At 71.2% G+C, this 24,054-nt stretch carries 19 protein-coding genes and 2 tRNA genes; 11 read left to right on the top strand and 10 right to left on the bottom strand.

All coding sequences use genetic code 11. The annotated features are described in order from the left end of the window. The first annotated feature begins 33 nt into the window (after positions 1 to 33). The 6 genes from O0235_RS11960 (at position 34) to O0235_RS11935 (ending at position 10,275) form a co-directional block, all read left to right on the top strand. Positions 34 to 3,408 carry an FtsX-like permease family protein gene (locus tag O0235_RS11960; RefSeq protein WP_270056011.1) on the top strand — a complete coding sequence of 1,125 codons (3,375 nt, stop codon included), beginning with the start codon at positions 34 to 36 and terminating at the stop codon, positions 3,406 to 3,408. Continuing rightward, entirely contained in the window at positions 3,409 to 4,347 is a 939-nt protein-coding gene (locus O0235_RS11955) for an ATP-binding cassette domain-containing protein (RefSeq protein ID WP_270056010.1), read from the top strand. After that, positions 4,344 to 5,246, top strand: a complete 903-nt coding sequence (locus O0235_RS11950; RefSeq protein ID WP_270056009.1) for an ABC transporter ATP-binding protein — start codon at positions 4,344 to 4,346, stop codon at positions 5,244 to 5,246. The genes O0235_RS11955 and O0235_RS11950 overlap by 4 nt, the downstream gene beginning before the upstream one ends. A gap of 135 nt (positions 5,247 to 5,381) precedes the next feature. Continuing rightward, a complete protein-coding gene (locus tag O0235_RS11945; protein ID WP_270056008.1) occupies positions 5,382 to 6,194 on the top strand; it encodes a SpaA isopeptide-forming pilin-related protein in 813 nt (270 codons plus the stop codon). Positions 6,195 to 6,303: 109 nt separating this feature from the next. Then, entirely contained in the window at positions 6,304 to 6,906 is a 603-nt protein-coding gene (locus tag O0235_RS11940; RefSeq protein WP_270056007.1) for a hypothetical protein, read from the top strand. A 54-nt stretch (positions 6,907 to 6,960) separates the two neighbouring features. Beyond that, positions 6,961 to 10,275 (top strand): DNA polymerase III subunit alpha, encoded by a 3,315-nt coding sequence (locus tag O0235_RS11935; protein WP_270056006.1) that lies wholly within the window; start codon positions 6,961 to 6,963, stop codon positions 10,273 to 10,275. Positions 10,276 to 10,298: 23 nt separating this feature from the next. On the opposite strand, the gene O0235_RS11930 is transcribed toward O0235_RS11935, so the two are convergent. Then, on the bottom strand, positions 10,299 to 10,709 hold the full coding sequence (locus O0235_RS11930; protein WP_270056005.1) for a PaaI family thioesterase: 411 nt from the start codon (positions 10,707 to 10,709) through the stop codon (positions 10,299 to 10,301). Positions 10,710 to 10,848: 139 nt separating this feature from the next. Between O0235_RS11930 and ribF the strand changes: the two genes are divergently transcribed. Together ribF and tyrS are read left to right on the top strand one after the other, a co-directional pair. Beyond that, entirely contained in the window at positions 10,849 to 11,787 is a 939-nt protein-coding gene (gene ribF / locus O0235_RS11925; protein WP_270056004.1) for a riboflavin biosynthesis protein RibF, read from the top strand. A gap of 44 nt (positions 11,788 to 11,831) precedes the next feature. Next, a complete protein-coding gene (gene tyrS / locus O0235_RS11920) occupies positions 11,832 to 13,028 on the top strand; it encodes a tyrosine--tRNA ligase (RefSeq protein WP_270056003.1) in 1,197 nt (398 codons plus the stop codon). Here tyrS and O0235_RS11915 read toward each other — a convergent pair. The 3 genes from O0235_RS11915 to O0235_RS11905 all read right to left on the bottom strand — a co-directional run bounded on the left by O0235_RS11915 (position 13,025) and on the right by O0235_RS11905 (position 14,631). Next, positions 13,025 to 13,672 carry a hypothetical protein gene (locus tag O0235_RS11915; protein WP_270056002.1) on the bottom strand — a complete coding sequence of 216 codons (648 nt, stop codon included), beginning with the start codon at positions 13,670 to 13,672 and terminating at the stop codon, positions 13,025 to 13,027. The genes tyrS and O0235_RS11915 overlap by 4 nt on opposite strands. A gap of 52 nt (positions 13,673 to 13,724) precedes the next feature. Then, entirely contained in the window at positions 13,725 to 14,444 is a 720-nt protein-coding gene (locus O0235_RS11910; protein ID WP_373324449.1) for an enoyl-CoA hydratase-related protein, read from the bottom strand. A gap of 112 nt (positions 14,445 to 14,556) precedes the next feature. After that, positions 14,557 to 14,631: transfer RNA gene (locus O0235_RS11905), tRNA-Arg, on the bottom strand. Between the two features lie 146 nt (positions 14,632 to 14,777). Between O0235_RS11905 and O0235_RS11900 the strand changes: the two genes are divergently transcribed. Beyond that, positions 14,778 to 16,448 carry a DEAD/DEAH box helicase gene (locus tag O0235_RS11900; protein WP_270056000.1) on the top strand — a complete coding sequence of 557 codons (1,671 nt, stop codon included), beginning with the start codon at positions 14,778 to 14,780 and terminating at the stop codon, positions 16,446 to 16,448. An 18-nt stretch (positions 16,449 to 16,466) separates the two neighbouring features. Here O0235_RS11900 and O0235_RS11895 read toward each other — a convergent pair. The 3 genes from O0235_RS11895 to O0235_RS11885 form a co-directional block, all read right to left on the bottom strand. Then, a tRNA-Lys gene (locus tag O0235_RS11895) sits at positions 16,467 to 16,538 on the bottom strand. A gap of 82 nt (positions 16,539 to 16,620) precedes the next feature. Further along, positions 16,621 to 17,139 carry an acyl-CoA carboxylase biotin carboxyl carrier protein subunit gene (locus O0235_RS11890; RefSeq protein ID WP_270055999.1) on the bottom strand — a complete coding sequence of 173 codons (519 nt, stop codon included), beginning with the start codon at positions 17,137 to 17,139 and terminating at the stop codon, positions 16,621 to 16,623. An 11-nt stretch (positions 17,140 to 17,150) separates the two neighbouring features. Then, positions 17,151 to 18,644 carry a pyruvate carboxylase subunit B gene (locus tag O0235_RS11885; RefSeq protein WP_270055998.1) on the bottom strand — a complete coding sequence of 498 codons (1,494 nt, stop codon included), beginning with the start codon at positions 18,642 to 18,644 and terminating at the stop codon, positions 17,151 to 17,153. 162 nt (positions 18,645 to 18,806) lie between these two features. Between O0235_RS11885 and O0235_RS11880 the strand changes: the two genes are divergently transcribed. Together O0235_RS11880 and O0235_RS11875 are read left to right on the top strand one after the other, a co-directional pair. Further along, on the top strand, positions 18,807 to 19,571 hold the full coding sequence (locus tag O0235_RS11880) for an SDR family NAD(P)-dependent oxidoreductase (RefSeq protein WP_270055997.1): 765 nt from the start codon (positions 18,807 to 18,809) through the stop codon (positions 19,569 to 19,571). A 105-nt stretch (positions 19,572 to 19,676) separates the two neighbouring features. Continuing rightward, the gene (locus O0235_RS11875; protein ID WP_270055996.1) at positions 19,677 to 20,909 is read left to right on the top strand and encodes an acyl-CoA dehydrogenase family protein; all 1,233 of its coding nucleotides are present in this window, start codon (positions 19,677 to 19,679) and stop codon (positions 20,907 to 20,909) included. A gap of 13 nt (positions 20,910 to 20,922) precedes the next feature. On the opposite strand, the gene O0235_RS11870 is transcribed toward O0235_RS11875, so the two are convergent. Genes O0235_RS11870 through O0235_RS11860 form a run of 3 tightly spaced genes read right to left on the bottom strand, consistent with a single transcriptional unit; the run spans position 20,923 to position 23,961 of the window. Next, a complete protein-coding gene (locus tag O0235_RS11870) occupies positions 20,923 to 21,795 on the bottom strand; it encodes a hypothetical protein (protein WP_270055995.1) in 873 nt (290 codons plus the stop codon). Between the two features lie 51 nt (positions 21,796 to 21,846). Next, positions 21,847 to 23,256, bottom strand: coding sequence for a recombinase family protein (locus tag O0235_RS11865; protein ID WP_270055994.1), 1,410 nt, complete (start codon positions 23,254 to 23,256; stop codon positions 21,847 to 21,849). 6 nt (positions 23,257 to 23,262) lie between these two features. Next, positions 23,263 to 23,961 carry a zinc ribbon domain-containing protein gene (locus O0235_RS11860; protein WP_270055993.1) on the bottom strand — a complete coding sequence of 233 codons (699 nt, stop codon included), beginning with the start codon at positions 23,959 to 23,961 and terminating at the stop codon, positions 23,263 to 23,265. Positions 23,962 to 24,054 lie beyond the last annotated feature (93 nt).

The following is a 24,054-nucleotide window of genomic DNA, read 5'->3' as shown; positions in this document are numbered from 1 at the left end:
GCGGCCGCGACTCGGGTAGGTTTCGCGCGGGAAATGCGAACGGCGCTCGTGGTCCTCTCGATGGTGGTCCGGCGAAGCCTCGCCAACCGCCGCCTGCTCGCGACGGTGGCGGTCGGCGTCGTCATGGCGGCGGCGCTGATGGCCTCGGTGGTGCTCTACTCGGACGCGGTGCGCGACCTCGGGCTGCGGTACGCGCTGCGAAATGCCGAGCCGGCGGAGCGGAACGTCCGGGTCGTCATCTCCGGCCGGCCGGCGCTGGATGACTACCGGCAGCGGCGCGAGACGGTGGACGGCCTGCTCGGGCGCTACCTCGGCGGCGTGATCGGCGAGACGGCGCGGTTCGGGCGAACGGCGACGTTTTATGTCACTGCGCCCGGCGCGCCGGTGCCCGCCGACGCTGACCGTCCGCGGGGGCATTTCCAGTTCGCGGACCGGCTGGCGGACCACATCGAGGTGCTCGAAGGGCGCTGGCCGGCGGCGCCGCAGCCGGCCGCGGACGGCGCGGCCCCTGTGGTGGAGGCGGCCATCGGGAAGGAGGCCGCTGAGCGGATCGGGGTGCGGGTCGGCGATGCGTTCGACCTCCACCCGTTCTGGCGGGAGGACGCGCAGCCGGTCCGGGTGGTCGTGACCGGCATCATCGCGCCGCGGAACCTCGACGAGCCGTACTGGTTCGGGCGGCGGGACCGATTCGCGCTCGAAACGTCGTGGCCGACGTACCCGCTCTGGCTCGACGAGGCGGTCGTGCGGGAGCGCGTGGCCGCCTACCTGCCGGACATGGACAGCACGCTCGAGACGTACGCGTTCGTCGATATCGGCGCGATCGATGCGCGGAACGCGCGGCAGGTGGAGGCGAACACGCGGGTGCTGGCGGTGGCGCTGCGGGAGGCGGTGCCGAACGTGGTGGTGGAGACGCGTCTCGCCGAGGTGATCGCGAGCTACCAGACGAAGCTGTTTTTCACGCGGCTGCCGCTGTTCGCGCTGATGCTGCAGATCGTCGGCATCGCGCTGTACTACCTCGCGATGGTGTCGTCGATGCTGGTGGAGCGCCAGCACGGCGAGATTGCGCTGCTGCGGTCGCGCGGGGGGAGCCCGGGGCAGGTGGTGGCGGTGTACGCCATCGAAGGGCTGCTGATCTGCGGGGCCGGGGCGCTGGCGGGGCCGTTCATCGCGGCCGGGGCGATCAGCCTGCTCGGCTACACGCCGCCGTTCGCGCCGCTGAGCGGCGACGCTGCGCTGGCCGTGCCGATTTCGCGGATGGCGTTCCTCGCGGCCGGCGGCGGCGCGCTGCTCGCCTTTGCGGCGATGCTGGTGCCGGCGTGGCGCGCTTCGCGGTCAAGCACCATCGACTACAAGCACAGCCTCGCGCGGCCGCAGGCGCAGCCGATCTTCCTGCGCTACTACCTCGACCTCGGGCTCGTCGGGGTGGGCGCGTTTCTGTTCTACCAGCTGCGCGAGCGGGGCTCGCTCGTCACGGAGCGGCTGTTCGGCGGGCTCTCGGCCGACCCGCTGCTGCTGCTCTCGCCGACGCTGTTCATGGTGATGGTGGCGCTGGTCTTCCTGCGCGTGTTCCCGCTGGTGCTGGGGCTCATCGCGCGGGCCGGGCGGCGGTGGGAGAGCGCGACCGTGGCGCTCGGCCTGACGCGGATGACGCGGGCGCCGCTGCAGTACAACCGGCTCATCCTGCTCCTGCTGCTGGCGACGGCAGTCGGGATGTTCGCCGCGGGCTACCGGGCGACGCTGGAGCGGGGCTACGACGACCGTGCCGCCTACGAGGCGGGCGCGGCGTCGCGGCTCACCGACGTGCGGAACCCGGCCGCCGTGCCGGATGACGTGTTCACGGAGCGCATCCGGGCGGCGACCGGCGCGGAGGTGGTGTCGCCGGCGAGCCGGCAGACGGGCTCCTACAACATTTCGGCCTTCCAGGGCGTGAGCATCGAGGTGCTCGGCGTGGTGCCCGGCGAGTTCGAGCGGGTCGCGTTTTGGCGGGACGATTTCGCGGGGGCGGGCCTCGGCGAGCTGCTCGGGCGGCTGGAAGCCGACCTCTCCGGCRGCGCGCGCGGCGCGGAGGTGCCGGCCGGGGCGCGGTGGATCGGGCTCTGGGCGCGCTTTCCCTACGGCCCGAACCAGGCCCGGCTCGGGCTGCGCCTGCGGGACCCGAACGGCCTCTCCTGGGACTACACGCTCTTCCCGGTCGAGCAGGAGGTATCGAACGAGTGGCGGTTCTTCGCGGCCGACCTGGCGCAGCCCTCGCAGGCGCGGTTCGGGCAGGGCGCGCGCTACAACCCGGCGACGCCGAAGGAGCTCGACGCCGTCTACGTGCGGACCGCCGGGTCGGCCCCGCAGGTGGCGGAGCGGGCGATCGTGCTGGTGGACGACGTGGCGGTGAGCGGCAGCGCGCAGTGGGACGGCGGGGCGGGTGCGTGGATGGTGATCGAGCCGTTCGACGGCTTCGAGCGGTACGAGCTCATCACGGGGCAGGCGCTGGCGGACCCGGGGGCGGTATCGTTCGCGCCCGGCGCCGGGCTGGACGGCGGGAACGCGGCGCGCATCGCCTTCACCCGGGCGGCAGGGCAGGGGCCGCTCTTCGGCTTCCGGACGGCCCGGCCGGCGGCGGCGCTGCCCGTGCTGGCGGAGGAGCGGTTCCTCGAGACGGCCGGGCTCGAGCGCGGCGATGAGCTGACCATCTACGTGAACCGGCAGTACGCGCGGGCGCGCATCGCGGGGAGCTTCGCCTACTTCCCGGGGCACGACCCGCGCGGGAGCAGCTACCTGCTGGTGGCGGACCTGCGGGCGCTGCAGGTGCTCGGGGCGGCCGTGCCGGGGCTCGCCGACGCGGTGACGGCGAACGAGGCGTGGATGAGCCCGGCGGACCCGGCGGTGATGACGCGGGAGGCGCTGCTCGCGCGGGGCGTGCAGGCGGAGGGCATTTTCGACCGCCGGGCGATCCGGGCGGGGCAGGAGGCCGACCCGCTGGTGGCGGCGAGCTGGGAGGGCATCCTGTTCCTTTCGTTCGGGGCGGTCCTCATCCTCACCGGGCTGGGGTTCGCGGTGTACGCGACGATGGCCGCGCAGGCGCGCGCGCTGGAATTCGCCATCCTGCGGACGATGGGGTACTCGAGCCGGCAGGTGCTCGGGCTGGTGAGTTTCGAGCAGGCGTTCGTGATCGCGGCCGGCGTCGCGGTCGGGACGTTCCTCGGCTTTCCGCTGGGCCGGCTGATGATCGGGTATCTTGGCGTGACCGAATCGGGCAGCGAGCCGGTGCCGCCGCTGGTTTCGCAGGTGAGCTGGCCGGCGGTGTTGACGGTCTACCTGCTGCTGGCGGCGGTGTTCGCGGCGACCATCGCGGCGCTGGCGGCGGTCTACACGCGGCTGGCGGTGCACCGCGCGCTGCGGATTGGGGAGATCTAGATGCAGGCAGAGCCGAAGCCGACCCTCGACGGCGCAGCCGGCGATGACGAGCTGTACATCCGCTGTGAGGACCTGTTCAAGATTTACAAGACGTCGAACCTCGAGGTCGTGGCGCTTCGGGGTCTGGACCTGAAGGTGCGCCGCGGCGAGTTCATGGCGATCGTCGGGGCTTCGGGCTCAGGGAAGTCGACCCTGCTGAACATCCTCGCGGGGCTCGATACGCCGTCGGCGGGGCGGTGTTTCGTCGGCGGGCAGGACCTCCTGACGATGTCGGCGAAGGAGATGGTGCGCTACCGGCGGCGGCAGGTGGGGTTCGTCTGGCAGCAGACGGGGCGGAACCTCGTGCCGTACCTGACGGCGCTGCAGAACGTCGAGGTGCCGATGGTGCTGGACGGGGTGCCGCCGGGCGAGGCGCGGGCGCGGGCGCAGCGGCTGCTCGAGCTGGTGCTGCTCGGCCACCGGCTGCACCACCGGCCGGAGATGCTCTCGGGCGGGGAGCAGCAGCGCGTCTCGATCGCGGTCGCGCTGGCCAACGAGCCGCCGCTGCTGCTGGCCGACGAGCCGACCGGCGAGCTGGATTCCGTCGGGGCGGACACCGTGTACGAGGTGTTCCGGACGCTGAACAAGGAGCTGGGGACGACGATCGTCATCGTGACGCACGACCCGGACATCGCGGCGCGGGTGGACCGGGTGGTGGCGATCCGGGACGGCCGGACGAGCACCGAGATCTACCGGCGGGTGCGGTTCGAAGGGACGGAAGCGACGGTCGCCCACGAAGAGTACGTGCTGGTGGACGCGGCCGGCCGGCTGCAAATCCCGCGGGAGTACCTCGAGGCGCTGGACATCCGCGAGCGGGCGCGGGTGCTGCTCGGAGAAGGGCGGATCGAGGTGCTGCCGGATGGGAGCCGGCGCGTGCGGGCGAAGGGGACGCACTGGTGAGCGAGGGCGCTGCGGTCGAGCTGCGGTCCGTTTCGCGGAAGTTCCGCGCTGGCGGCGAGGACGTCTGGGCCGTGCGCGAGGTCTCGCTGAGCGTGCGGCCCGGCGAGTTCCTTGCGCTCGTGGGGCGGTCCGGTTCGGGCAAGACGACGCTGCTCAACCTGATCGCCGGGCTGGACCGCCCGACGAGCGGCGAAGTGCTCATCGACGGGGCGCGCGTGGACCGGATGAGCGACCGGGAGCTCGACCGGCTGCGGCGGCACACGCTGGGGTTCATCTTCCAGTCGTTCGGGCTGCTGCCGCTGCTCTCGGCGCGGGAGAACGTGGAGCTGCCGCTGCGGATTGCGGGGCTGGGGCACCGGGAGCGGCAGAAGCGGGTGGACGAGGCGCTGGCGTTCGTCGGCCTCGGGAAGCGGGCGGAGCACCGGCCGTACGAGCTTTCTGGCGGCGAGCAGCAGCGGGTGGCGATTGCGCGCGCGCTGGCGGCGCGGCCCCGGCTGATCCTCGCCGACGAGCCGACGGGCGAACTCGATTCCGCGACGGCGACGGCGGTCTTCAGCCTGCTGCGGGACCTGGCGCGGGTGGAGGGGATCACCATCATCGCCTGCACGCATGACCGGCTCGTGATGGAGATGGCGGGACGGGTCGAGGAGCTGGCCGACGGCCGGCTGGTGACGGGCGGGCGCAAAGAGGTGCTGGAGCGGACGCTGGCGCGCGAGCGGAGCCCGTTCGCGGCGGCGCGGGCCGCGCCCCCGGGCGAGGCGCCGGCGGCGACCGGGCTGTCGTCGCTCATCGGGGCGGACTATGCCCAGTTCCGGCGGCCGGGCGCGGCGGCGCCGGGCGCCGGCGAACGCCGTGACGACGCGCAGGGAGCCGACGAGGGCGCCCCCCGCAGCCCCTGAAGGACAGGCTCCAGCGATTCGTTCGGCCGGGGAAAACGGAGTGGCCCCGCCCGGCGACGGGGTGTGTAAGATGCCGGCCGCCTTTTCGGTCGAGGGGGCAGGGCGCATTGCGCCACGTTCGCTGGGAGGACCTCGATGTTCCGCCGGATTCGCACCGCACTCATCCGCGCCGGGCTCGCCGCTGCGGCCGGGGCGTTCGCCGCCAGCTCGGCCGCGTGCTGGCCCGGGGGAGGCGGAGGTGGAGGCGGCCAGCCGCAAGGGACGCCTACCTTTTCCGCGACCCCCATCAATCCGCAGTTCACCGTCGTGCCGCCCAAAGGCACGCCGACGCTGGTCGCGACGCCGATCAATCCGCAGGTCACGATCGTGCCGCCGAAGGGGACGCCGACGATGAGCGCGACGGTCATCAACCCGCAGGTCACGATTGTCCCGCCGAAGGGGACGCCGACGTTCAGCGCAACGCCGATCAACCCGCAGTTCACGCCGACACCGACGAACACCCCGACAGCGACGCCGACCAACACCCCGACGCCGACGCCGACCTTCACGCCGACGCCCACACCCACGTTCACGCCGACGGCGACGCCGACGAAGACCCCGACCCCGACACCGACCTTCACGCCCACGCCCACGCCGACCCCGACGCCGGCGAGCGGGACGCTCTGCATCCTGAAGTTCCTCGACCTCAACCAGAACGGGGTGCAGGACCCGAACGAGCCGAACCTCCAGGGGTGGCAGTTCACCATCACGCAGGGAGCGACGGTCGTCGCGACCGTGACGACGGGAACTGCGGGGCTGCCCGGGGTGTGCATCAGCCTGCCGAGCGGGACGTACACGGTGACCGAGGTGCTGCAGCCGAACTGGGTGCCTTCGACGCCGAATCCGCAGACGGCGACGGTGCCGGCGGGCTCGACGGTGACGCTGACGTTCGGCAACTACCGGCAGTAACGGGGCATGAGCCCGGGGGGGACCGCCTTCGCCGAAGGGCGGCCCGGCGGCCGCGGCCGGGCCGCCCCCCAACGCCCCCGCAAGAGTCTTCCACTGAAAGGAGCGCGCGATGCCTCGTTCGATCGTCCATCTTCGACTGGCGGCCGTTCTGCTGGCGGCCTGGCTCCTGGCCGGTTGTGCGGCGCAAGACGAAGGGGTTCCGGGCGCCTCACCTGCGGACGCGGACGCCGGGGGGACGGTGCCGGGGGCAGGCAGCGCCGCCGCGGGGTCGCCCCGTGCCGCGGCAACCGCCGCAACGCCGCCGGCGGCGGCGACGCCGACTGCGACGCCGCCATCGGCGCCGAGCCCGACCCCGACGTTCACGCCGGCCCCGACTCCGACGAACGGGAATCTCTGCATCCAGAAATTCTCAGACCTCGACCAGGACGGCATCCTCGATACGAAGGAGCCCCTGCTACCGGGGTGGGCCTTCACGATTTCGCAGGGGCAATCCCTGGTGATGACGGCGGTGACCACGTCGACGGGCGGCGTTTGCTTCCCCCTTCCGGTGGGCACCTATACGGTCGCGGAGGTGCTCCAGGCGGGCTGGGTCCCGACGACGCCGGCGTCGCAGACGGTGTTCATCCCCGGCGGCACGATGGTGTTCCTGACCTTTGGGAACCACCAGCTCACCGAGCAGGTGCCGAACCCGGGGCCGACGGCAACGGACTGAGAGGCGGCGCGCCCGCGGCTGCGGTTGCAGAACACATGTTCTATACTGGTGCGCGTGGCAGGCTATGCCGAGCTCCACGCGCACTCGTGCTGGTCGCTGCGGGAGGGCGCGAGCACGACGGACGAGCTGATCGACCGGGCGCTCGCGCTCGGCTACGCGGCGCTGGCGCTGACCGACCACGACAACCTGTACGGGGCGATGGAGTTCGCGCAGGCGGCGCGCCAGCGGGGGCTGAAGGCGATTACGGGGTGCGAGCTGACGATCCGGGCGGAAGGCGCGGGGGAGACCGCGCACCTGACGGTGCTGGCGGCCGACGCGGAGGGCTACCGGAACCTCTGCCGGCTGCTGAGCCGCGGCTACCGGGCGTACGGGAAGGACGCGCCGCAGGTGGAGGAGGAATGGCTCCTGGCGCAGGGGCAGGGCCTCATCGTGCTCTCCGGCTGCCGGGATTCGGCGCTGGCGCGGCTGGCCGCGGCCGGCGATGAGCAGGGCGCGAAGGCGCTCGCCGGCCGCTACCGGGATGTCTTCGGAGACCGCTATTACGTCGAGCTGCAGGACCACGACGTCTACGGCGACCGGCGGCGGAACGCGGCGCTGGCGCGGGCGGCGGATGCGTGCGGGGTGCCGGCCGTCGCGACGAACGACGTGCATTACCACGTGCGGACGCGGCACCGGCTGCATGACGTGCTGGTGGCGATTCGGCACCGGCTGACGCTGGATACGTCGCATGCGGTGCGGCGGCCGAATTCCGAATTCCTGATGAAGCCGCCGGAAGAGATGGCGCGGCGGTTCGCCTGGCGGCCGGATGCCGTCGCGAACACGGTGGCGATCGCGGAGCGGTGCCGCTTCGACCTGACGCGGGACCTGCCGTACCGGCTGCCGGACTACCCGGTGCCGGAAGGGGCGACGCTGGACAGTTTTTTGCGGGGGGTGTGCGAGCGGGCGTTCCGGCGGAAGTACCCGGACGGCGACCCGCACCGGCAGGAAGCGCGGGAGCGGCTGGAGCGGGAGCTGGCGCTCATCGCGCAGCACGGCCTCGCCGGCTTCTTCCTCGTGTACTGGGACATCCTGCAGCTGGTGAACGAGGTGGCAGTCGAGCTGCACGGGCGGGACCCGCGGCTGGCGCCGGACGAGCGGCCGGTCGCGCGGGGGCGAGGCTCCTCGGTGAGTTCGATCGTGTGCTACCTCATCGGGCTGTCACACATCGACCCGGTGCGGAACAACCTGTACCTCGAACGGTTCCTGAACGAAGAGCTGCATTCGCTGCCGGATATCGACCTCGATTTTCCGCGAGACATCCGGGACGAGCTGCTGCAGCGGATCTACGACCGGTACGGGCCGGAGCACGCAGCGCTGGTGGCGGCCTTCCCGACCTACCGGTTCCGGAGCGCGGTGCTCGATGTGGGGAAGGCGCTGGGGCTGCCGGGCCCGGTGCTGGCGAAGCTGAACCGGCTGGCGGGGCCGTTCGCCGATGCGAAGGGGCTGGCGGAGCAGATGCGGAAGGTGCCGGAGCTGCGGGAGCTGGTCGATGCGCCGATCTGGCGGGACCTCGTGGAGCTGGCGGGGCAGATTTCGGGGTTCCCGCGGCATATCGGCCAGCACGTGGGCGGCGTGGTCGTCTCGGCGGAGCCGATTTCCTCGGTGGTGCCGGTGGAGCCGGCGCGGATGGACGGCCGGTACGTCTGCCAGTGGGACAAGGACTCCATCGACGATGCGCGGTTCGTGAAGATCGACTTCCTCGCGCTGGGGATGCTCTCGGCGGTGAACGCCTGCCTCGACATCATCGAGGAGGAGCGGGGCGTGCGGGTGGACCTCGGGCGGATCCCGCACGACAGCCCGGAGATCTACGCCGCGATCCGGGAAGGGGACACGATGGGGGTGTTCCAGGTCGAAAGCCGGGCGCAGGTGCAGACGCTGCCGCGGACGCAGCCGCGGAACCTGGACGACCTCGCGGTGCAGGTGGCGATCATCCGGCCGGGGCCGATCATGGCGGGGGCGTTCCGGCCGTATATGGAGTACCGGGAGCGGCTGGCGCGGGGCGAAGCGATCGAGGTCGACTACGGCCACCCGGAGCTGGCGCCGCTGCTGGAGCACTGCCTCGGCGAGACGCTGGGCCACGTCCTCTACCAGGACCAGGTGCTGCAGATCGCGTGCGCGGTGGCGGGCTTCACGCCGGGACAGGCCGACCGGCTGCGGCGGGCGATGAGCCGGAAGCGCTCATCGGAGGCGATGCGGGCGCTGGAGGAGGAGTTCCTGGCGGGGGCGGCCCGGATGAGGGTGAGCCGGGAAGCGGCGCGCGTGGCCTTCGAGAAGATGGCGGCGTTCGCGGCCTTCGGCTTCCCGAAGAGCCATGCGGTGGCGTTCGCGCTGCTGGCCTACGAATCGACCTGGCTCCGATTCCACTACCCGGCGGAGTACTACTGCGCGCTCTTCGATGCGCAGCCGATGGGCTTCTACCCGGTCGAGGTGCTGGTGCAGGATGCGGAGCGGCACGGCATCCGGGTGCTGCCGCCCTGCGTGAACCGCTCGCGGGCGGGGGCCTGGCCGGAGGAGGGGAACATCCGGCTGGGGCTGCAGCAGGTAAACGGCATCGGCGGGGGCTGGCAGGACCGGCGGCAGCACCGGCACCTGCCGGGCTACCGGCCGCTGCCGGAGCGGATCGCGGCCGAGCGGGCGGCGAACGGGCCGTACCGGTCGCTGCGGGACCTGCTGGTGCGGACGGCGATGACGCGCGAGCAGGCGGAGATGCTCATCCGGGCGGGGGCGCTGGATTGCTTCGGGCTTGCGCGGCGGGAGCTGCTCTGGCAGCTGGGCCTGCTGACGGAGGCGCGGATGCCGCAGCCGCCGGCCCGCCCGGCCGGCCCGCCGCGCGCGCGGCAGCTGGCGCTGGCGCTGCCGACGGAGCAGGACATGGCAGCGCTGCCGCCGCTCGACCCGTGGGAGGAGCTGGCGTGGGACTTCGAACGGCTGGGGCTGAGCCCGGGCCGCCACCCGATGGCGCTCGTCCGGCCGCTGCTCCATGAGGGGCTGATCACGAGCCGGCACCTCGGCGGGGTGCGGAACCCGAACCGGCTGCCGCAGGGGATGACGGTGGAGCTGGCGGGGATGGTGGTCACCCGGCAGCGGCCGGTGACGGCGAGCGGGGTGATGTTCATGCTGCTCGAGGACGAGTTCGGGCTGGCGAACGTCGTGGTGCACCGGGGACTGCAGGAGCGGCAGGCCGAGCTGGTGCGGATGGAGCCGTTCGTGATCGTCCGGGGGCGGGTCGACAACGAGCAGAGCGGCTTCCCGAACATCGTGGCGGAGTCGTTCCGCCGGTGCCCGCTGCCGGGCTTCCTCGAGCGGCCGGAATCGCACGATTTCGGTTAGGAGCGCCGCCGCGCGGGCCGGGGTCAGGGAGAGAGGACCATCTGCGTCTGGGTGACGATGGCGATGAGCCGGCCCTCCGGGTTGCGGATGGAGGTTTGCCAGGTCTGGGTGCGGCGGCCGCGGTGGAGCGGAATGCACTCGCCGGTGATGGTGGTGCCGGCGACGCCGGGCGCGAAGAAGTTCGTCTTCGATTCGATGGTGGTGGTGCCGGCGCCTTCGGGCAGGTTGAGCACGGTGCCAACGGCGCCGAGGGTATCGGCGAAGGCCATGATGGCGCCGCCGTGGAGGACGCCGGGCACGGTGCAGAGCTCATCGCGGACGGTGAGCTCGGCGGTGACGCGGTCGGGTTCGGCGCCCGTGAGGCGGATGCCGAGGAGACCGGGGAAGAAGGGCTGGATGCGGGCCTGGAGAGCTTCGAGCTGGACGCTGGACACGGGCAAACCTCGCGAGGGGAGTCGAACTGGCAGGGCACAGTGTGCCCCGGGACGGCCCCGCGCGGGAGGGCGGCGGGCGGACTGCCGGGCGGTGCCGCGGGCTGCCCGGGAAGGGCGAGCGGGAGTAGGATGGGCGAAGATGGCGATTCCTTCGTTCACGCGGGCGCAGCTGGCGGCCGGCGCGCCGGGACCGGAGACGGCGCTGACGATCGGGGTGCTCGACGGCGTGCACCGCGGCCACCAGTGGCTGCTGGGCCGGCTGCGGGATGAGGCCCGGCGGCGGGCGCTTTCGCCGGGCGTGGTGACGCTCCACCCGCACCCTGTGACGGTGCTGCGGCCGGAAATCCCGCCGAGCTACCTCACCTCGCTGGAGGACCGGATGGAGCTGATCCGGGCAGCAGGGGCGGACTGGGTGATCCCGCTGACGTTCACGGGCGAGGTTTCGGAGGTGACGGCCGAGGAGCTGGCGGCGGCGTTCGTGGAGCTGCTCCGGATGCGGCTGATGGTGCTCGGGCCGGATGCCGCCTTCGGCCGGGGCGCGCCGAGGGACACGGTCGAGCGGATGCGCCGGCTGGGCGCGGAGCTGGGGTTCGAGGTCGTGCAGGTGGAGCCGCTGATGCACGACCACGAGCGGTACAGCTCGACCGCGGTGCGCGCGGCGCTGGCGGCTGGCGACATGGCGCGGGTGACGGCGCTGCTCGGCCGGCCGTACCGGCTTTCGGGGCCGGTGGTCCGCGGGTTCGAGCGGGGGCGCACCATCGGGTTCCCGACGGCGAATATTTCGGTGGCGGCCGACCGGGCGCTGCCGGCGCTCGGGGTGTATGCGACGCGGGCGAGCGTGGCGGGGCACCGGCTGATGGGTGCGACGAACATCGGGCGGCGGCCGACGTTCGATGCCGGACACGTCTCGATCGAGACGCACCTGCTGGATTTCGAAGGCGACATCTACGGCGAGCGGATGGACCTCGAGGTGGTGGCGCGCATCCGCGGCGAGGTGAAGTTCGATTCGGCCGATGCCCTCAAGGCGCAGATCGCGGAAGATGTTCGGGAGGCGCGGCGGCTGCTCGGCGGCGCCTGAACGATTTTCGCTGTTCCCGGGATGCGAACGGTATGACGAGGACGATGGCGCCAGTCGACGAACAGCTCGAAGTGCTCATGAGCGGCGTCGACTACGGCGACCCGCTCCTGAAGCGGCAGATGGAGCGGGAGCTGCGCGAGCGGCTGGAGGAGGACCGGCCGCTGCGGGTGTACCTCGGGGTGGACCCGACGGCGAGTTCGCTGACGCTCGGCCACTGCGTGCCCCTGCGGAAGCTGCGGCAGTTCCAGCAGTTCGGCCACCACTGCATCTTCCTCATCGGCGACTACACGGCGCTGGTGGGCGACCCGAGCGATAAGAACAAGCTGCGGCCGATGCTGACGCCGGAACAGATCCGGGCGAACGAGGCGACCTATGTGGAGCAGGCATCGCGCATCCTCGACCCGGCGACGATGGAAGTCCGGCACAACTCGGAGTGGCTGGGCAAGCTGACGCTGCCGGACATCATCCAGCTGATGTCGAAATTCACCGCGGCGGAGATGCTGCGGCGGGAGAACTTCCGGCTGCGGTGGGAGGCCGGCGACCCGGTCTACCTGCACGAGTTCCTCTATGCGCTGATGCAGGGGTACGACGCCTACGCGCTGGCGTGCGACGTGCAGGTCGGCGGGACGGAGCAGCTGTTCAATTTGATGGCCGGGCGGAAGATCCAGGAAGACGCCGGGCAGCGGCCGCACGTGCCGGTGACGCTGCCGATTCTCGTCGGGCTCGACGGCAAGGAGCGGATGTCGAAGTCGAAGGGCAACCACGTCGGCGTCGACGACCCGCCGGAGGTGCAGTTCGGGAAGGTGATGTCGATCCCGGACGAGGTGATCGAGCAGTTCTTCACGCTGGGGACGAACCTGCACCCGGCGGAGGTGCAGCGGATCATGGCGGCGATGCGCTCGGGCGAGCGGAGCCCGATGGAGACGAAGAAGCTGCTGGCGCGCACGATCGTAACGGAGTTCTGGGGCGCGGAAGCCGCCGAGCGGGCGCAGGAGCATTTCGAGCGGACGGTGCAGCGGAAGGAGGTGCCGGACGACGCGCCGGAGTACGCCGTCCGGGAGGGCGAGCTGCTGATCGATGTGGTGCTCGCGGCCGGCGCTGCGCCGTCGAAGCGGGAAGCGCGCCGGCTGTTCGAACAGAAGGCGGTGACGGTCGACGGGCTGGTCATGGAGCCGACGACGCCCGCGCGCCCCGGGACGGTCGTGCAGGTCGGCAAGCGGCGCTGGATTCGGCTGGTCTAACCCGCCGGGGGGGCCTCGCGGCGGCGCAGGGCCGCAAAGGCGAGGAGGAGCCCGACCACGATGAAGAAGACGCCGAACGCGATGCCGGCCATGGCGAAGCCGCGCTGGTAGCGGAACTTCGTGCCGAACTCGAGGACGGCATCGACGCCGGGGCTGCCGTCCTCGCGCAGGATGACGAAGATGAAGTCGCCGTTCTCGGCCTGCCAGGTGAGTTCGAGCGGGGCGCCGCCGGCGGCGCTGGCGGCCCAGGGGACGGCGGGGCCGGGCGGGCCGGGGAGGTCGCCGGCGCCGACAGCGGTGCGGCGGACTTCGAGCGGGTCGTAGCGGACGTCATCGAGGAGTTCGCGGCGGGCTGCGCCGAGGTAGGCGTCTGCCGCCTCGCGGGGGGCGATGCCGAGGAAGAGATTCTCGCCTTCGACCGCCCGGATGCGGACGGTCACCGCGCCGTCGCGGAGGCCGGAATCGCGGCCGGCGAGCTCTTTCGTGGCGCCGACGAAGCCGAAGGTCGAGGTGGTGAGCCGGGCGGGGCCGCTCAGCATGTAGTCGTCCGCATCGAGGGTGCGGAGGGAGGCGACGCCCGAGGCGGTGCAGGCCGCCCCGGCGATGAGCGCGGCGAAGCCGAGGATGAGGATGAGGACGCGCACGGGACAGGGTCATGCTAGGACCGTGGGGCCGTGGAGGCGAGGGGCCGGGGGGTCAGCGGTTGCGCCAGGCGGGCGGGCGCTTTTCGAGGAAGGAGCGCATGCCTTCTTGCGCGTCTTCGGACTGGGAGGCGCTAGCCATGAGTTCCACCGCGTAGGCGTAGGCGTCGTGCTGGCTCATCTCGACCTGGGTGTAGAAACCGAGCTTGCCGACGCCCTTGGAGAAGGCGGAGCCGCGGGTGGCGCGCTGGAGGAGGTCGAGCGTGGCGGATTCGAGCAGCTCGGCGGGGACGACGCGGTTGACGAGGCCCCACTGGAGCGCGGTGTGGGCGTCGATGGTGTCGCCCGTGAGCGCGAGTTCGAGCGCGTGTTTGCGGGCGATGCTGCGGCTGACGGCGACGAGCGGGGTATGGCAGAACCAGCCGCCTTTGCCGCCGGGGGTGGCGAAGGCGGCTTCTTCGGAGGCGACGGCGAGGTCGCAGGTGGCGACGAGCTGGCAGCCGGCGGCGGTGGCGAGGCCATGGACGCGGGCGATGACGACCTGCGGGATGCGCTGCATCGTCTCCATGAGGTCGGTGCAGGTCCAGAGGAGTTCGCGCATCTCCTTGAGGCCGGCGCCCGCCATCTCGGAGAAGTCGTGGCCGGCGGAGAAGACGGGGCCGTTGCCGGCGAGGATGACGCCGAGGGCGTCGGAGTCGCCGACGTCCCGGAAGGCGTCGCGGAGTTCGCGCAGGTGGCCGAGGGAGAGCGCGTTGCGTCGCTCCGGCCGGTTCATCGTGATGGTGACGTAGGGGCCGTCGCGGTCGACGAGGATGTACTGGCAGGACACCGCAGCACCTCCATGCGGGTAGTGCGGATGGTAGCGCGGCCGGGAAGAGGAGAGGTAGTGGTACCCCCGGCAGGAATCGAACCTGCGCACATGGTTTAGGAAACCACTGCTCTATCCGCTGAGCTACGGGGGCGTGCGAATGGCTGTGGGACCAGTTTCGCACGGGGGTGTCAATTTCGGGAACGGGCGCAGGCGGCGACATGGGATGTCGCGGTGCTGTCCCAACATCTGGCGGCGCGCTGCCACAGCGCGACGACTGCCCATCGAGGAGGTGTGCTCATGGTCGAACCGGCCGATGCGGCCCCGCAGCCTGGCGAGGCCCCGGGGCGCGTGAAAGTGCATGCCGCCGTCCGCGGCAACAACGTGGTCATCGAGATCCCGAAGGTGCAGGCGCTCGTCGATGCGATGCGGAGCCTGCCGGTGAAGCGGTACGACTGGAAGACGCGGCAGTGGACGGTGCCGCTGGCGCACGCGGCCGAGGCGTTCCGGGCGCTGGACGCGGCAGGGGCCGATGCCGGGGACCTCGCCAGGGCAGCCGGGCTGCACGCGCTGCGGGTGGTGGACGCGGAGGATGTGGCCTCGCGCTACCCGGACCTGTTCCCGCATCAGCGGGAGGGCGTCCGGTTCCTTGCGGCCTCGCGCGGGGCGATCCYGGCCGACGACATGGGACTCGGGAAGACGCGGCAGGCGATCATCGCCCTCGCCGAGCGGCGGCCGGAGGGCGAGCTGCTCGTCGTCTGCCCAGCCTCGCTGAAGCTGAACTGGCGGCGGGAGATCGCGCGGGTGTACCCCGGCGCGGAGGTGCGCATCATCAACGGCCCGGACGACGTGGTGCCGGCGCGGTGGACGATCGTGAACTACGACATCCTCGCGCGTAAGAAGCCGCAGCTGGTGAAGCACCGCTGGGCTGGCGTCATCCTCGATGAGGCGCACTACATCAAGAACCCGGAGGCGGCGCGGTCGAAGGCGGCGCTCGCCATCCTCGACCATGTCGAGGACCGGTATCTGCTGACCGGGACGCCGGTGATGAACCGGCCGATCGAGCTGTTCAACCTGCTGCGGGCGGTGGGCCACCCGCTGGGTGATGATTACGTCGAGTTCGGAAAGCGGTACTGCAACGGGTTCAAGGATGAGTACGGCTGGGACTTCACCGGCGCTTCGAACCTCGACGAGCTGAAGGCGCGGACGGAGGGGACGATCCTCGCGCGGAGGAAAGAGGATGTGCTCGACCTGCCGCCGAAGCTGCGGACCACCGTGCCGGTGGAGCTGGACCCGGCGCGCTACCAGGCGACGGTCGATGAGATCGTCGCGCTGGCCCGGCAGCAGACGGCGGAGAACAGCGGCCGGGTGCGCTGGAACGAGCTGCTGCCGGTGTTCTCGAAGCTGCGGCACGCCATCGCGAAGGACAAGGCGAAGCTGACGGCCACGCTCGTCGAGGATGCGGTGGCGAGCGGCGAGAAGGCGATCGTGTTCACGGGATTCAACGCCGTGGCGGATGCGCTGGAGCGCCACTTCGGCGATGCTGCGGTGCGGCTGACGGGCGACACGGCGCAGGCCGCCCGGCAGGAGGCGGTGGACCGGTTCCAGTCGGACCCGGCGGTGAAGGTGTTCGTCGGGAACATCCTCGCGGCCGGGACGGGCATCACGCTGACGGCGGCGACGCAGGTCTTCTTCAACGACCTCGACTGGGTGCCGGCGAACCACCTGCAGGCGGAAGACCGGGCGTACCGCATCGGGCAGCAGCGGATGGTGAACGTGTACTACGTGACGGCGCCGGGGACGCTGGACGATGTCGTCTGGGGTGTGCTGGAGCAGAAGCTGGCGGTGCTGGAGCAGCTCGATTATTCGAAGCGGGGCGCGGCCGAAACGGGCGGCGTCGATGAGGCGGTGCTGGAGCGGCTGCTCCGGGACTTCGCGGGGCCGCTCGACCCTGCGGCGCCGGCTGGCTGAAGCGCCGGTGGCGCATCGTAGGCCCGGAGAGATTCGAACTCTCGACCAATGGATTAAAAGTCCACTGCTCTACCGCTGAGCTACGGGCCCGGAGTCATTATCGCCGGGGAACGCGGGAGGGGCCACGCAGGCGCGCKGSCCCYYCCCTGGTCGCGGACTCGCCAGGTTCGGCTTATTCGATGACGGCGAGGACGTCGCCCTCCGAGACGCGCTGGCCTTCGCTGACGGGGATGTCTTTGACGGTGCCGTCGGCGGGGGCCTTGATTTCGTTCTCCATTTTCATCGCTTCGAGGATGAGGAGGACGTCGCCCTTTGCGACGGCCTGGCCGGCTGTGACGTTGATGCGGACGACTTTGCCGCTGATCTGGGCGGTGACGGCGCCTTTGACGGCGGCCTTCGCGCCGCCGCCGGCAGCCGGGGCGGCCGCGGCCCGTTCGCGCGGGGCTGGCCCGCCGCCGAGGCGGCCTTCCCATTCGACCTTGAAGGGGCGGTAATCGACCTGGACTTCCATGCCGCTCTGGCGCTGGTCGGGGGGCGGGAGCTGGACGCGGTAGGGGACGCCGCCAGCCGTGACGGTGACGTAGCCGGTCTCTTCGCGGACGGTGACGGGGTATTCGTGGCCGTCGACGATGACGCGATCGCCGCGGACTTCGACCTCGTAGGTGCGGCCTCCGATGGTGACCTTGGCCATGGCGGTTCCTCCTAGCGCATCTGGCGGAGGCGCCCGAAGGAGCGCCAGTTGCTGGTGTCGCCGTTGGGGATGATGGCCGGCGCGGGCGCCGCGGCGGCCTGCTGCTTCTTTTCGGAGATGGTCATGGCGCCGACGACGGCGGCGACGAGTTCGCGTTCGGGGCCGCCCCCTTCGCGCCGCCACTGGAAGAACTCGCGGGCGACCTGGGGGAACATGACGTAGCTGAGAACGTCGTCGATGTTCTCCGCAAGGTCGGCGATTTCGGCCTTCGCCTTCTCCATCTCGGGCTCGAGGTCGTCGGCGGGGCGGTGGTCGATGGGCTGCTCATCGCCGAGGAGCTGCTTCAGGATGTCGGGGGCGATCGGTACGGTGGTGCGGCCGTACATGCCCTTGGCGAGGTTGCGCGTTTCGCGGGTGACGGTGGCGTAGCGCTTGCCGGTGAGGACGTTGAGCACGGCCTGGGTGCCGACGATCTGGGAGCTGGGGGTGACGAGGGGCGGATAGCCGAGGTCGGCGCGGACGCGGGCGTTCTCTTCGAGCACTTCGGGGAGTTTGTGCTCGGCGCCCTGTTCACGGAGCTGGCCGACGAGGTTGGAGATCATGCCGCCCGGCACCTGGTGGGAGATGACGCCGGCATCGACGCCGAGGAGGCCGGATTCGAACTTCCAGTACTTGCGCCGGACGCCGCGGAAGTAGTCGGCGAGCTGGCGGAGCTTCTCCATGTCGAGGCCGGTGGCGTACTCGGGGAACTCGGCGAGGGAGGCGACGAGGGTTTCGGTGGCGGGCTGGCTGGTGCCGCCGGCGAGGGGCGAGATGGCGCAGTCGATCACATTCGCGCCGGCCTGCACCCCCATCAGGTAGGCCATTTCGGAGAAGCCGCTCGTATCGTGGCAGTGCATCTGGATGAGGATGGTGGGGTGCTTCTTCCGGATCGCCTCGACGATCTGCTTCGCCATCATCGGGCTGAGCAGGCCGGCCATGTCCTTGATGGCGATGGAGTCGGCGCCCATCGCGATCATGTCATCGGCGAGCTTCGCGAAGGAGTCGACCGTGTGGACGGGGGAGGTGGTGTAGCAGATGGCGCCCTGCACGTGGCCGCCGGCCTTTTTGACGGCGCGGAAGGCGGTCTCGAGGTTCCGGGTGTCGTTGAGGGCGTCGAAGATGCGGAAGATGTCCATGCCGTTCTGGACGGCGCGGTCGCAGAACTCGTAGATGACGTCGTCGGCGTAGTGACGGTAGCCGACAGCGTTCTGGCCGCGGAGGAGCATCTGGGTGGGCGTGTTCTTGAGGCGCTTCTTGATTTCGCGGAGCCGCTCCCACGGGTCTTCTTTGAGGAAGCGGAGGCAGGTATCGAAGGTGGCGCCGCCCCAGCATTCGATGGAGTGGTAGCCGATGGAATCCATGAGCTCGAGGACGGGGATCATGTCCTCGGTGCGCATGCGGGTCGCGAGGAGCGACTGGTGGCCATCGCGGATGGCCGTTTCCATGATGCCGACTTTGGCCATGTGTGCGTTCCGCGGGAGAGGTTTGGAGGCGTGAGCCCGGTGCGCTTTCAGGGTAGCGGGAGGGCGGGCTAGGCGCGATTGCTGCCCGTCCGGCGCGGGCCGCCGCGTGGGAGATGGGGTAGGCTTGCGCGGCGAATTCTTTCACGCGAACGGAGACGGGGGATGGATATCGGCAAGCTGTTCAGCCTCGAGGGCAAGGTCGCGCTGGTGACGGGCGGCAGCCGCGGCCTCGGCCGGGAGATGGTGCTGGCCTTCGCGCATGCGGGGGCGGACGTGATCATCGCGAGCCGGAAGCTCGAGTCGTGCGAGGCGCTGGCTGCGGAGGTCGTGCGGGAAACCGGCCGGCGGGCGCTGCCGGTGGCCTGCCATGTCGGCGAATGGGGGCAGGTCGAGGCGCTGGCGGAGCGGGCGTATGCGGAATTCGGGCGGGTCGACGTCCTCGTGAACAATGCGGGCATGTCGCCCATCTACGACCGCGTCGCAAACGTGACGGAGGCGCTCTACGACAAGGTGCTGGACGTGAACCTGAAGGGGCCGTTCCGGCTGACGGCGCTGGTCGGGACGCGGATGGCGGAGGGCGAGGGCGGCTCGATCATCATGGTCTCGAGCACGGGGTCGCTCCACCCGACGGCCGACATCATCCCGTACGCGGCGGCGAAGGCGGGGCTGAACGCGATGACCGTGGGGTTCGCGCGGGCGTTCGCCCCGAAGGTGCGGGTGAACTGCATCGTGCCCGGGCCGTTCCTGACGGACATTTCGAAGGCGTGGGACATGGAGGCGTTCAAGGAGCGGGCGCGGACGTCGATCCCGCTGGGCCGGGGCGGCGAGCCGCACGAAATCGTCGGCGCGGCGCTCTACTTCGCTTCGGAAGCATCGAGCTACACGACGGGGTCGCTGCTGGTGGTCTCCGGCGGGAGCGGCATCTAGCCGGCGGGGCGCCGCGCCAGCGCTTATGATGGGCGGGCTTCGCCGGGCTGCGGTGCTGCGCTCCCCGGCAATCCGCAGTTCGATTCGAAGGGAGACAGCAGACCGATGGCCGTAGATTTCGAGATCCCGGCGGAGGCGAAGGCGATCCGCCAGAAGGTGCGGGAATTCGTGCACGCGGAGTGCATCCCGGCGGAGAAGCGGCTGCTCGAGGGCGAGCCGTACCGGGACGTGCTGGCGGAGCTGCGCCAGAAGGCGCGCTCGCAGGGGCTCTGGTGCCCGTTCATCCCGAAGGAGTGGGGCGGGATGGGGCTGGGGCCGCTGGCCAACGCGCTCGTGCAGATGGAGCTGGGCGAAAGCTACCTCGGGGCGCTGGCGCTGAACACGCAGGGCCCGGATGACGCGACGATGCTGACCATCCTGACGCACGGGACGGACTACCAGAAGGAGAAGTTCCTGAAGCCCCTGCTCAACGGCGAGAAGCGGGTGTGCTACTCGATGACCGAGCGGGCGGCCGGCGCGGACGCCACGGGGATGAAGACGACGGCAGTCCGGGACGGCGACAACTGGGTCCTGAACGGCGAGAAGTGGTTTTCGAGCGCGGCGAGCGTGGCGGATATCGCGGTGGTGATGGCGAAGACGGACCCGGACGCGCCGCGCCACCAGCAGTTCAGCACGTTCATCGTCGAGCTGCCGAACCCGGGCTACCGGATCATCCGCGACATCCCGACGATGGCGATCGAAGGGCCGCTGACGCACATCCTCGGCGGCGGCCATGCGGAGGTGAAGATCGAGAACCTCGTGGTGCCGCACGAGAACCTGCTGGGCGGGCAGGGGAACGGCTTCAATATGGGCCAGCACCGGCTGGCCTACGGCCGGCTGCGGCACGGGATGCACAACGTGGCGATGGCGCAGCGGGCGCTCGACATGGCGACGGCGCGGGTGTGCGAGCGGGAGACGTTCGGGCGGCTGCTGGCGGACCGGCAGGGCGTCCAGTGGATGCTGGCTGATTGCGCGACGGAGCTGTACATCGCGCGGCTGATGCTGCTGCACATCGCGTGGAAGGCGGAGAAGGGGCTCGACATCCGGCAGGAGAACGGCATCGCGAAGGTCTTCCTCGCCAACATGGTGCACAAGGTGGTCGACACGGCGATCCAGCTCCACGGGGCGCTGGGCTACAGCCTCGATACGCCGCTGGCGCGCTGGTATACGTCGATCCGCTCGCAGCGGCTGGTGGACGGGCCGGACGAAGTGCACCGCTGGACGACCGGCCGGAACGTGATCAAGGCGTACCGGGAGCACGGGACGACGGCCGCGGCCTGCGGCGGCGACCTGCTCTAGGGGGCGCGCCGGCTCAGGGCGCGGCGAGGCGCTCGAGGAGGCCTTCGACCTGGACACCGGTGATGGGGCGGACGACCCGCCCCATCCCGGTCCAGTGGGGCCATTTCCAGTCGCCGGTCGCGCGCGGCTGCTGGACGGGAAACAGGACGGGCCGGTCCTTGCTGGCGAGCATGAGGTGGTAATGCTCGCCGAGGGGCACGGTTTCGTTGACGAGGCCGACCCAGCAGGTCATTTCGCCGCCCTCGGGCGCGAAGGTCGTGCCGAAGTAGCGGTAGTGGCCGCCGACGGGCCGGGAGGCGCTGGCGACGTAGCGCACGCCGGGGCCGAACCGCATGCGAAGGGCGGCGCCGATGAGGGCGTGGAGGCGGTTCGTGGTGAGGGCCTCATCGAGCGGGACCTCGCCGAGGCCGAGGATGTCTTCGAGGACGAACTGGCGGAACTGGGACGCGACGGGGTCCGGGTCGCCTTCGAGGGCTTCGACGACTTCGTACCAGGTGACGGGGGTCCACGGCGCGGGGACGTCTTCGCGCGGGAGGCCGAGCATCACGAACGCCGGCGGCTCGGCCCATTGGCGCGCGACGGCTTCCATGCCGGGCAGCTGCGACTCATCGGCGCCGGGTTCGACCTGGACTTCGACGAGGACGCGGCGGCCGCCTTCGTAGGTGAGCAGGAGGTCGGCGATGCCGGCATCGGCGAGGCGAGGCTGGACTTCGACGAGCGCGAGCGGTTCGCTGCCGACGCCCGCGGCCCCGGCGAAGAGGGCATTCAGCATGCGGTGGCTGGAGCGGAGGAAGTAGGCGAGGGCGCTCGTGCAGTAGTTTTCGAAGGGGCTGGCCTTGGAGCCCGGCCGGTAGGCCGAGAGCATGGTGAAGAGGTTTTCGGACATTTCTTCCAGTATGCACGGGGGCAGGGGGCGGGGGAACGCGCGGGGCGGGCCTCAGGCGCGGCGGTAGACCCGGACGTCGTCGCCGTCGACCTCGATGCGGTCGACGACGTCGCGCAGGGCGGCCTGCAGCTCGTCGAAGGGGAGCGCTTCCCATTCGCGGAGGAGGCGCTCGCGCTGCTGTTCGAGGTGGCGGCGGCGCTCGGCTTCGGTTTCGTGGGCGCGGATGCGGTCGCGGGCGGCGGCGAGCTCGGCCTGGAGCTGGCGGTGCTCCTCGGCGAGCTCGGCGCCGATGGCCTTGAGGCGCTCGATGGAGATGTGGCCGTGGGCGGCGTCGGCGACGAGCTCTTCGACCTGGCGGCGGTTCCGCTTGATGCGCGATTCGATGCGGTCGACCTGGGAGAGGAGTTCGAGGGCGTAGGAATCGACGTTGCCGGCCATGCGGACGCGCGGGCCGGGGTGCTGGCCGCTGGCGAGCTCTTCGCGGACGCGGGCTTCGAGGTCGGCGGCGCGGCGGGTGYTGTAGCCGCAGGCGGACTGGTTGGTACGGGATTCGCACTGGTAGTAGCGGTAGGTGGCGGAGCGGGATTCGCCGGAGCGGGTGAGCCACGACTGGCGCCGGCTGACGCCGATCATCTTGTTGCCGCAGCGGGCGCAGTAGACGAGCCCGGAGAGGAGGAACGGGGTCACGCTGCGCTGCCGGGCCGGGGCGTGGCGGGACTGGAGGCGGTCCTGCACGCGGCGGAAATCCTCGGGCGAGACGAGGGCGGGGTGGCTGCCGGTGACGGTGGTGCCGAAGCGGGAGTAGTGGCCGAGGTAGGCGCGGTTCCGGAGGATGTCGCGGACGGTGACCATGCTCCAGCGGCCGCCGCGGCGGGTGGGGATGTTCTCTTCGTTGAGGCGGCCGGCGATTTTGCGGATGCCGAGGTTTTCGCTGAGGTAGAGGCGGAAGATGTAGCGGACGACGACGGCCTCCTCGGGCACCAGTTCGAGGCGGCGGCGCGGGCCGACTCGGTAGCCGTAGGGCGGCCGGCCGAGGACTTCGCCGCGGACGGCTTTGCGGCGCATGGCCGAGCGGACGCGTTCGGAGATGGGCGTGCCTTCGCCGCGCTCGGCCCAGGTATCGACGAGCGCTTTGAAGGCTTCGCTGCCGTTGTGGGCGAGGAGGACGGTCGCGCCGCCGTGCTCCAGTTCGAGGAGGCGGAGGGCCGCCGCGCCGAGGTCCGGGCCGAGCGCGGAGAGGGTATCGATGACGACGACGGTGAAGGCCCGGCCGGGGCGCTGGAGGAACTCGAGGAGCTGGTCGAAGCCGGCGGAGGAGGCCTCATCCGGGTCGGCGAAGGTGGCGGCGATCTCGTAGCCGGAGCGCTGGCAGAAGTCGAGGAAGGCGCGGTTTTGCTCGCCGATGCTGCGCTTCTGGCCGTTGCGGCGGGCGGAGGCGGAGAAGTAGCCGATGGCCTGCACGGGCGACTACCCAACGTAGAGGATGCGTTCGCAGTTGGGGCACTGGGCGAGCGCTTCCGGGTCGAAGGTCTTCCGGCGGATGCTTTCGGGGATGGCGACGCGGCAGCCGGTGCAGCTGGAGCCCTGGATGCGGGCGACGGCGTGGCCGCGGCGGCGGCGGATGTCGTCGTAGAGGCGGAGCGAGGCCGGCGGGATGCGGGCCGCCTGGGCGTCGCGGCGGGCGCGGGCCGCAGCCATGCGGGCGGCAAGGTCCGCGCGCTTCGCTTCGAGGGCTTCGATGTCGGCGGCGCGGGCGCGGCGGGCGGCGGCGAGGTCGGCTTCGGCGGCGGCGCGGGCCGCAGACGCGGCTTCGAAGGTCTCCATCACCTCGAGGAGCCGGTCTTCGAGGCCGCTGCGCTGGCTCTTGAGGTGCTCGACCTCGTGCTGGATGGCGGTGAGCTCCTTGGGGTTGCGGACGGAGCCGTCGTAGAGGCGGGTCTCCTCCGGGACGATCTTGGCGGTGAGTGCGGCGATAGCGGCTTCGAGGTCGCGCTGGGCGCGGCGGACCTCCTGGAAGGCGGCATCGGCGGCGGCGAAGGCGGCCTCGGCGGCCTCCAGGGCCTCGGAGCGGGCGAGGCGGGCATCGACCTCGGCGAGGGAGGATTCGAGGGCGGCGACCTCGTCGTCGATTTCCTGGAGCGTGCGGACGTCGGTGATGAGCGACATGGGCCATCCGGGGCAGGCTAACCGTAACGGCAAAGCCCCGGGGCAACAGCCTAGGCTGGCCGCTGGCGCCGCTCAACGGGCGGGGCGGCATTT

The sequence above is a fragment of the Tepidiforma flava genome, from assembly GCF_027594505.1.
Classification (GTDB): domain Bacteria; phylum Chloroflexota; class Dehalococcoidia; order Tepidiformales; family Tepidiformaceae; genus Tepidiforma; species Tepidiforma flava.
This window is presented reverse-complemented; position numbering and strand designations above follow the sequence as displayed.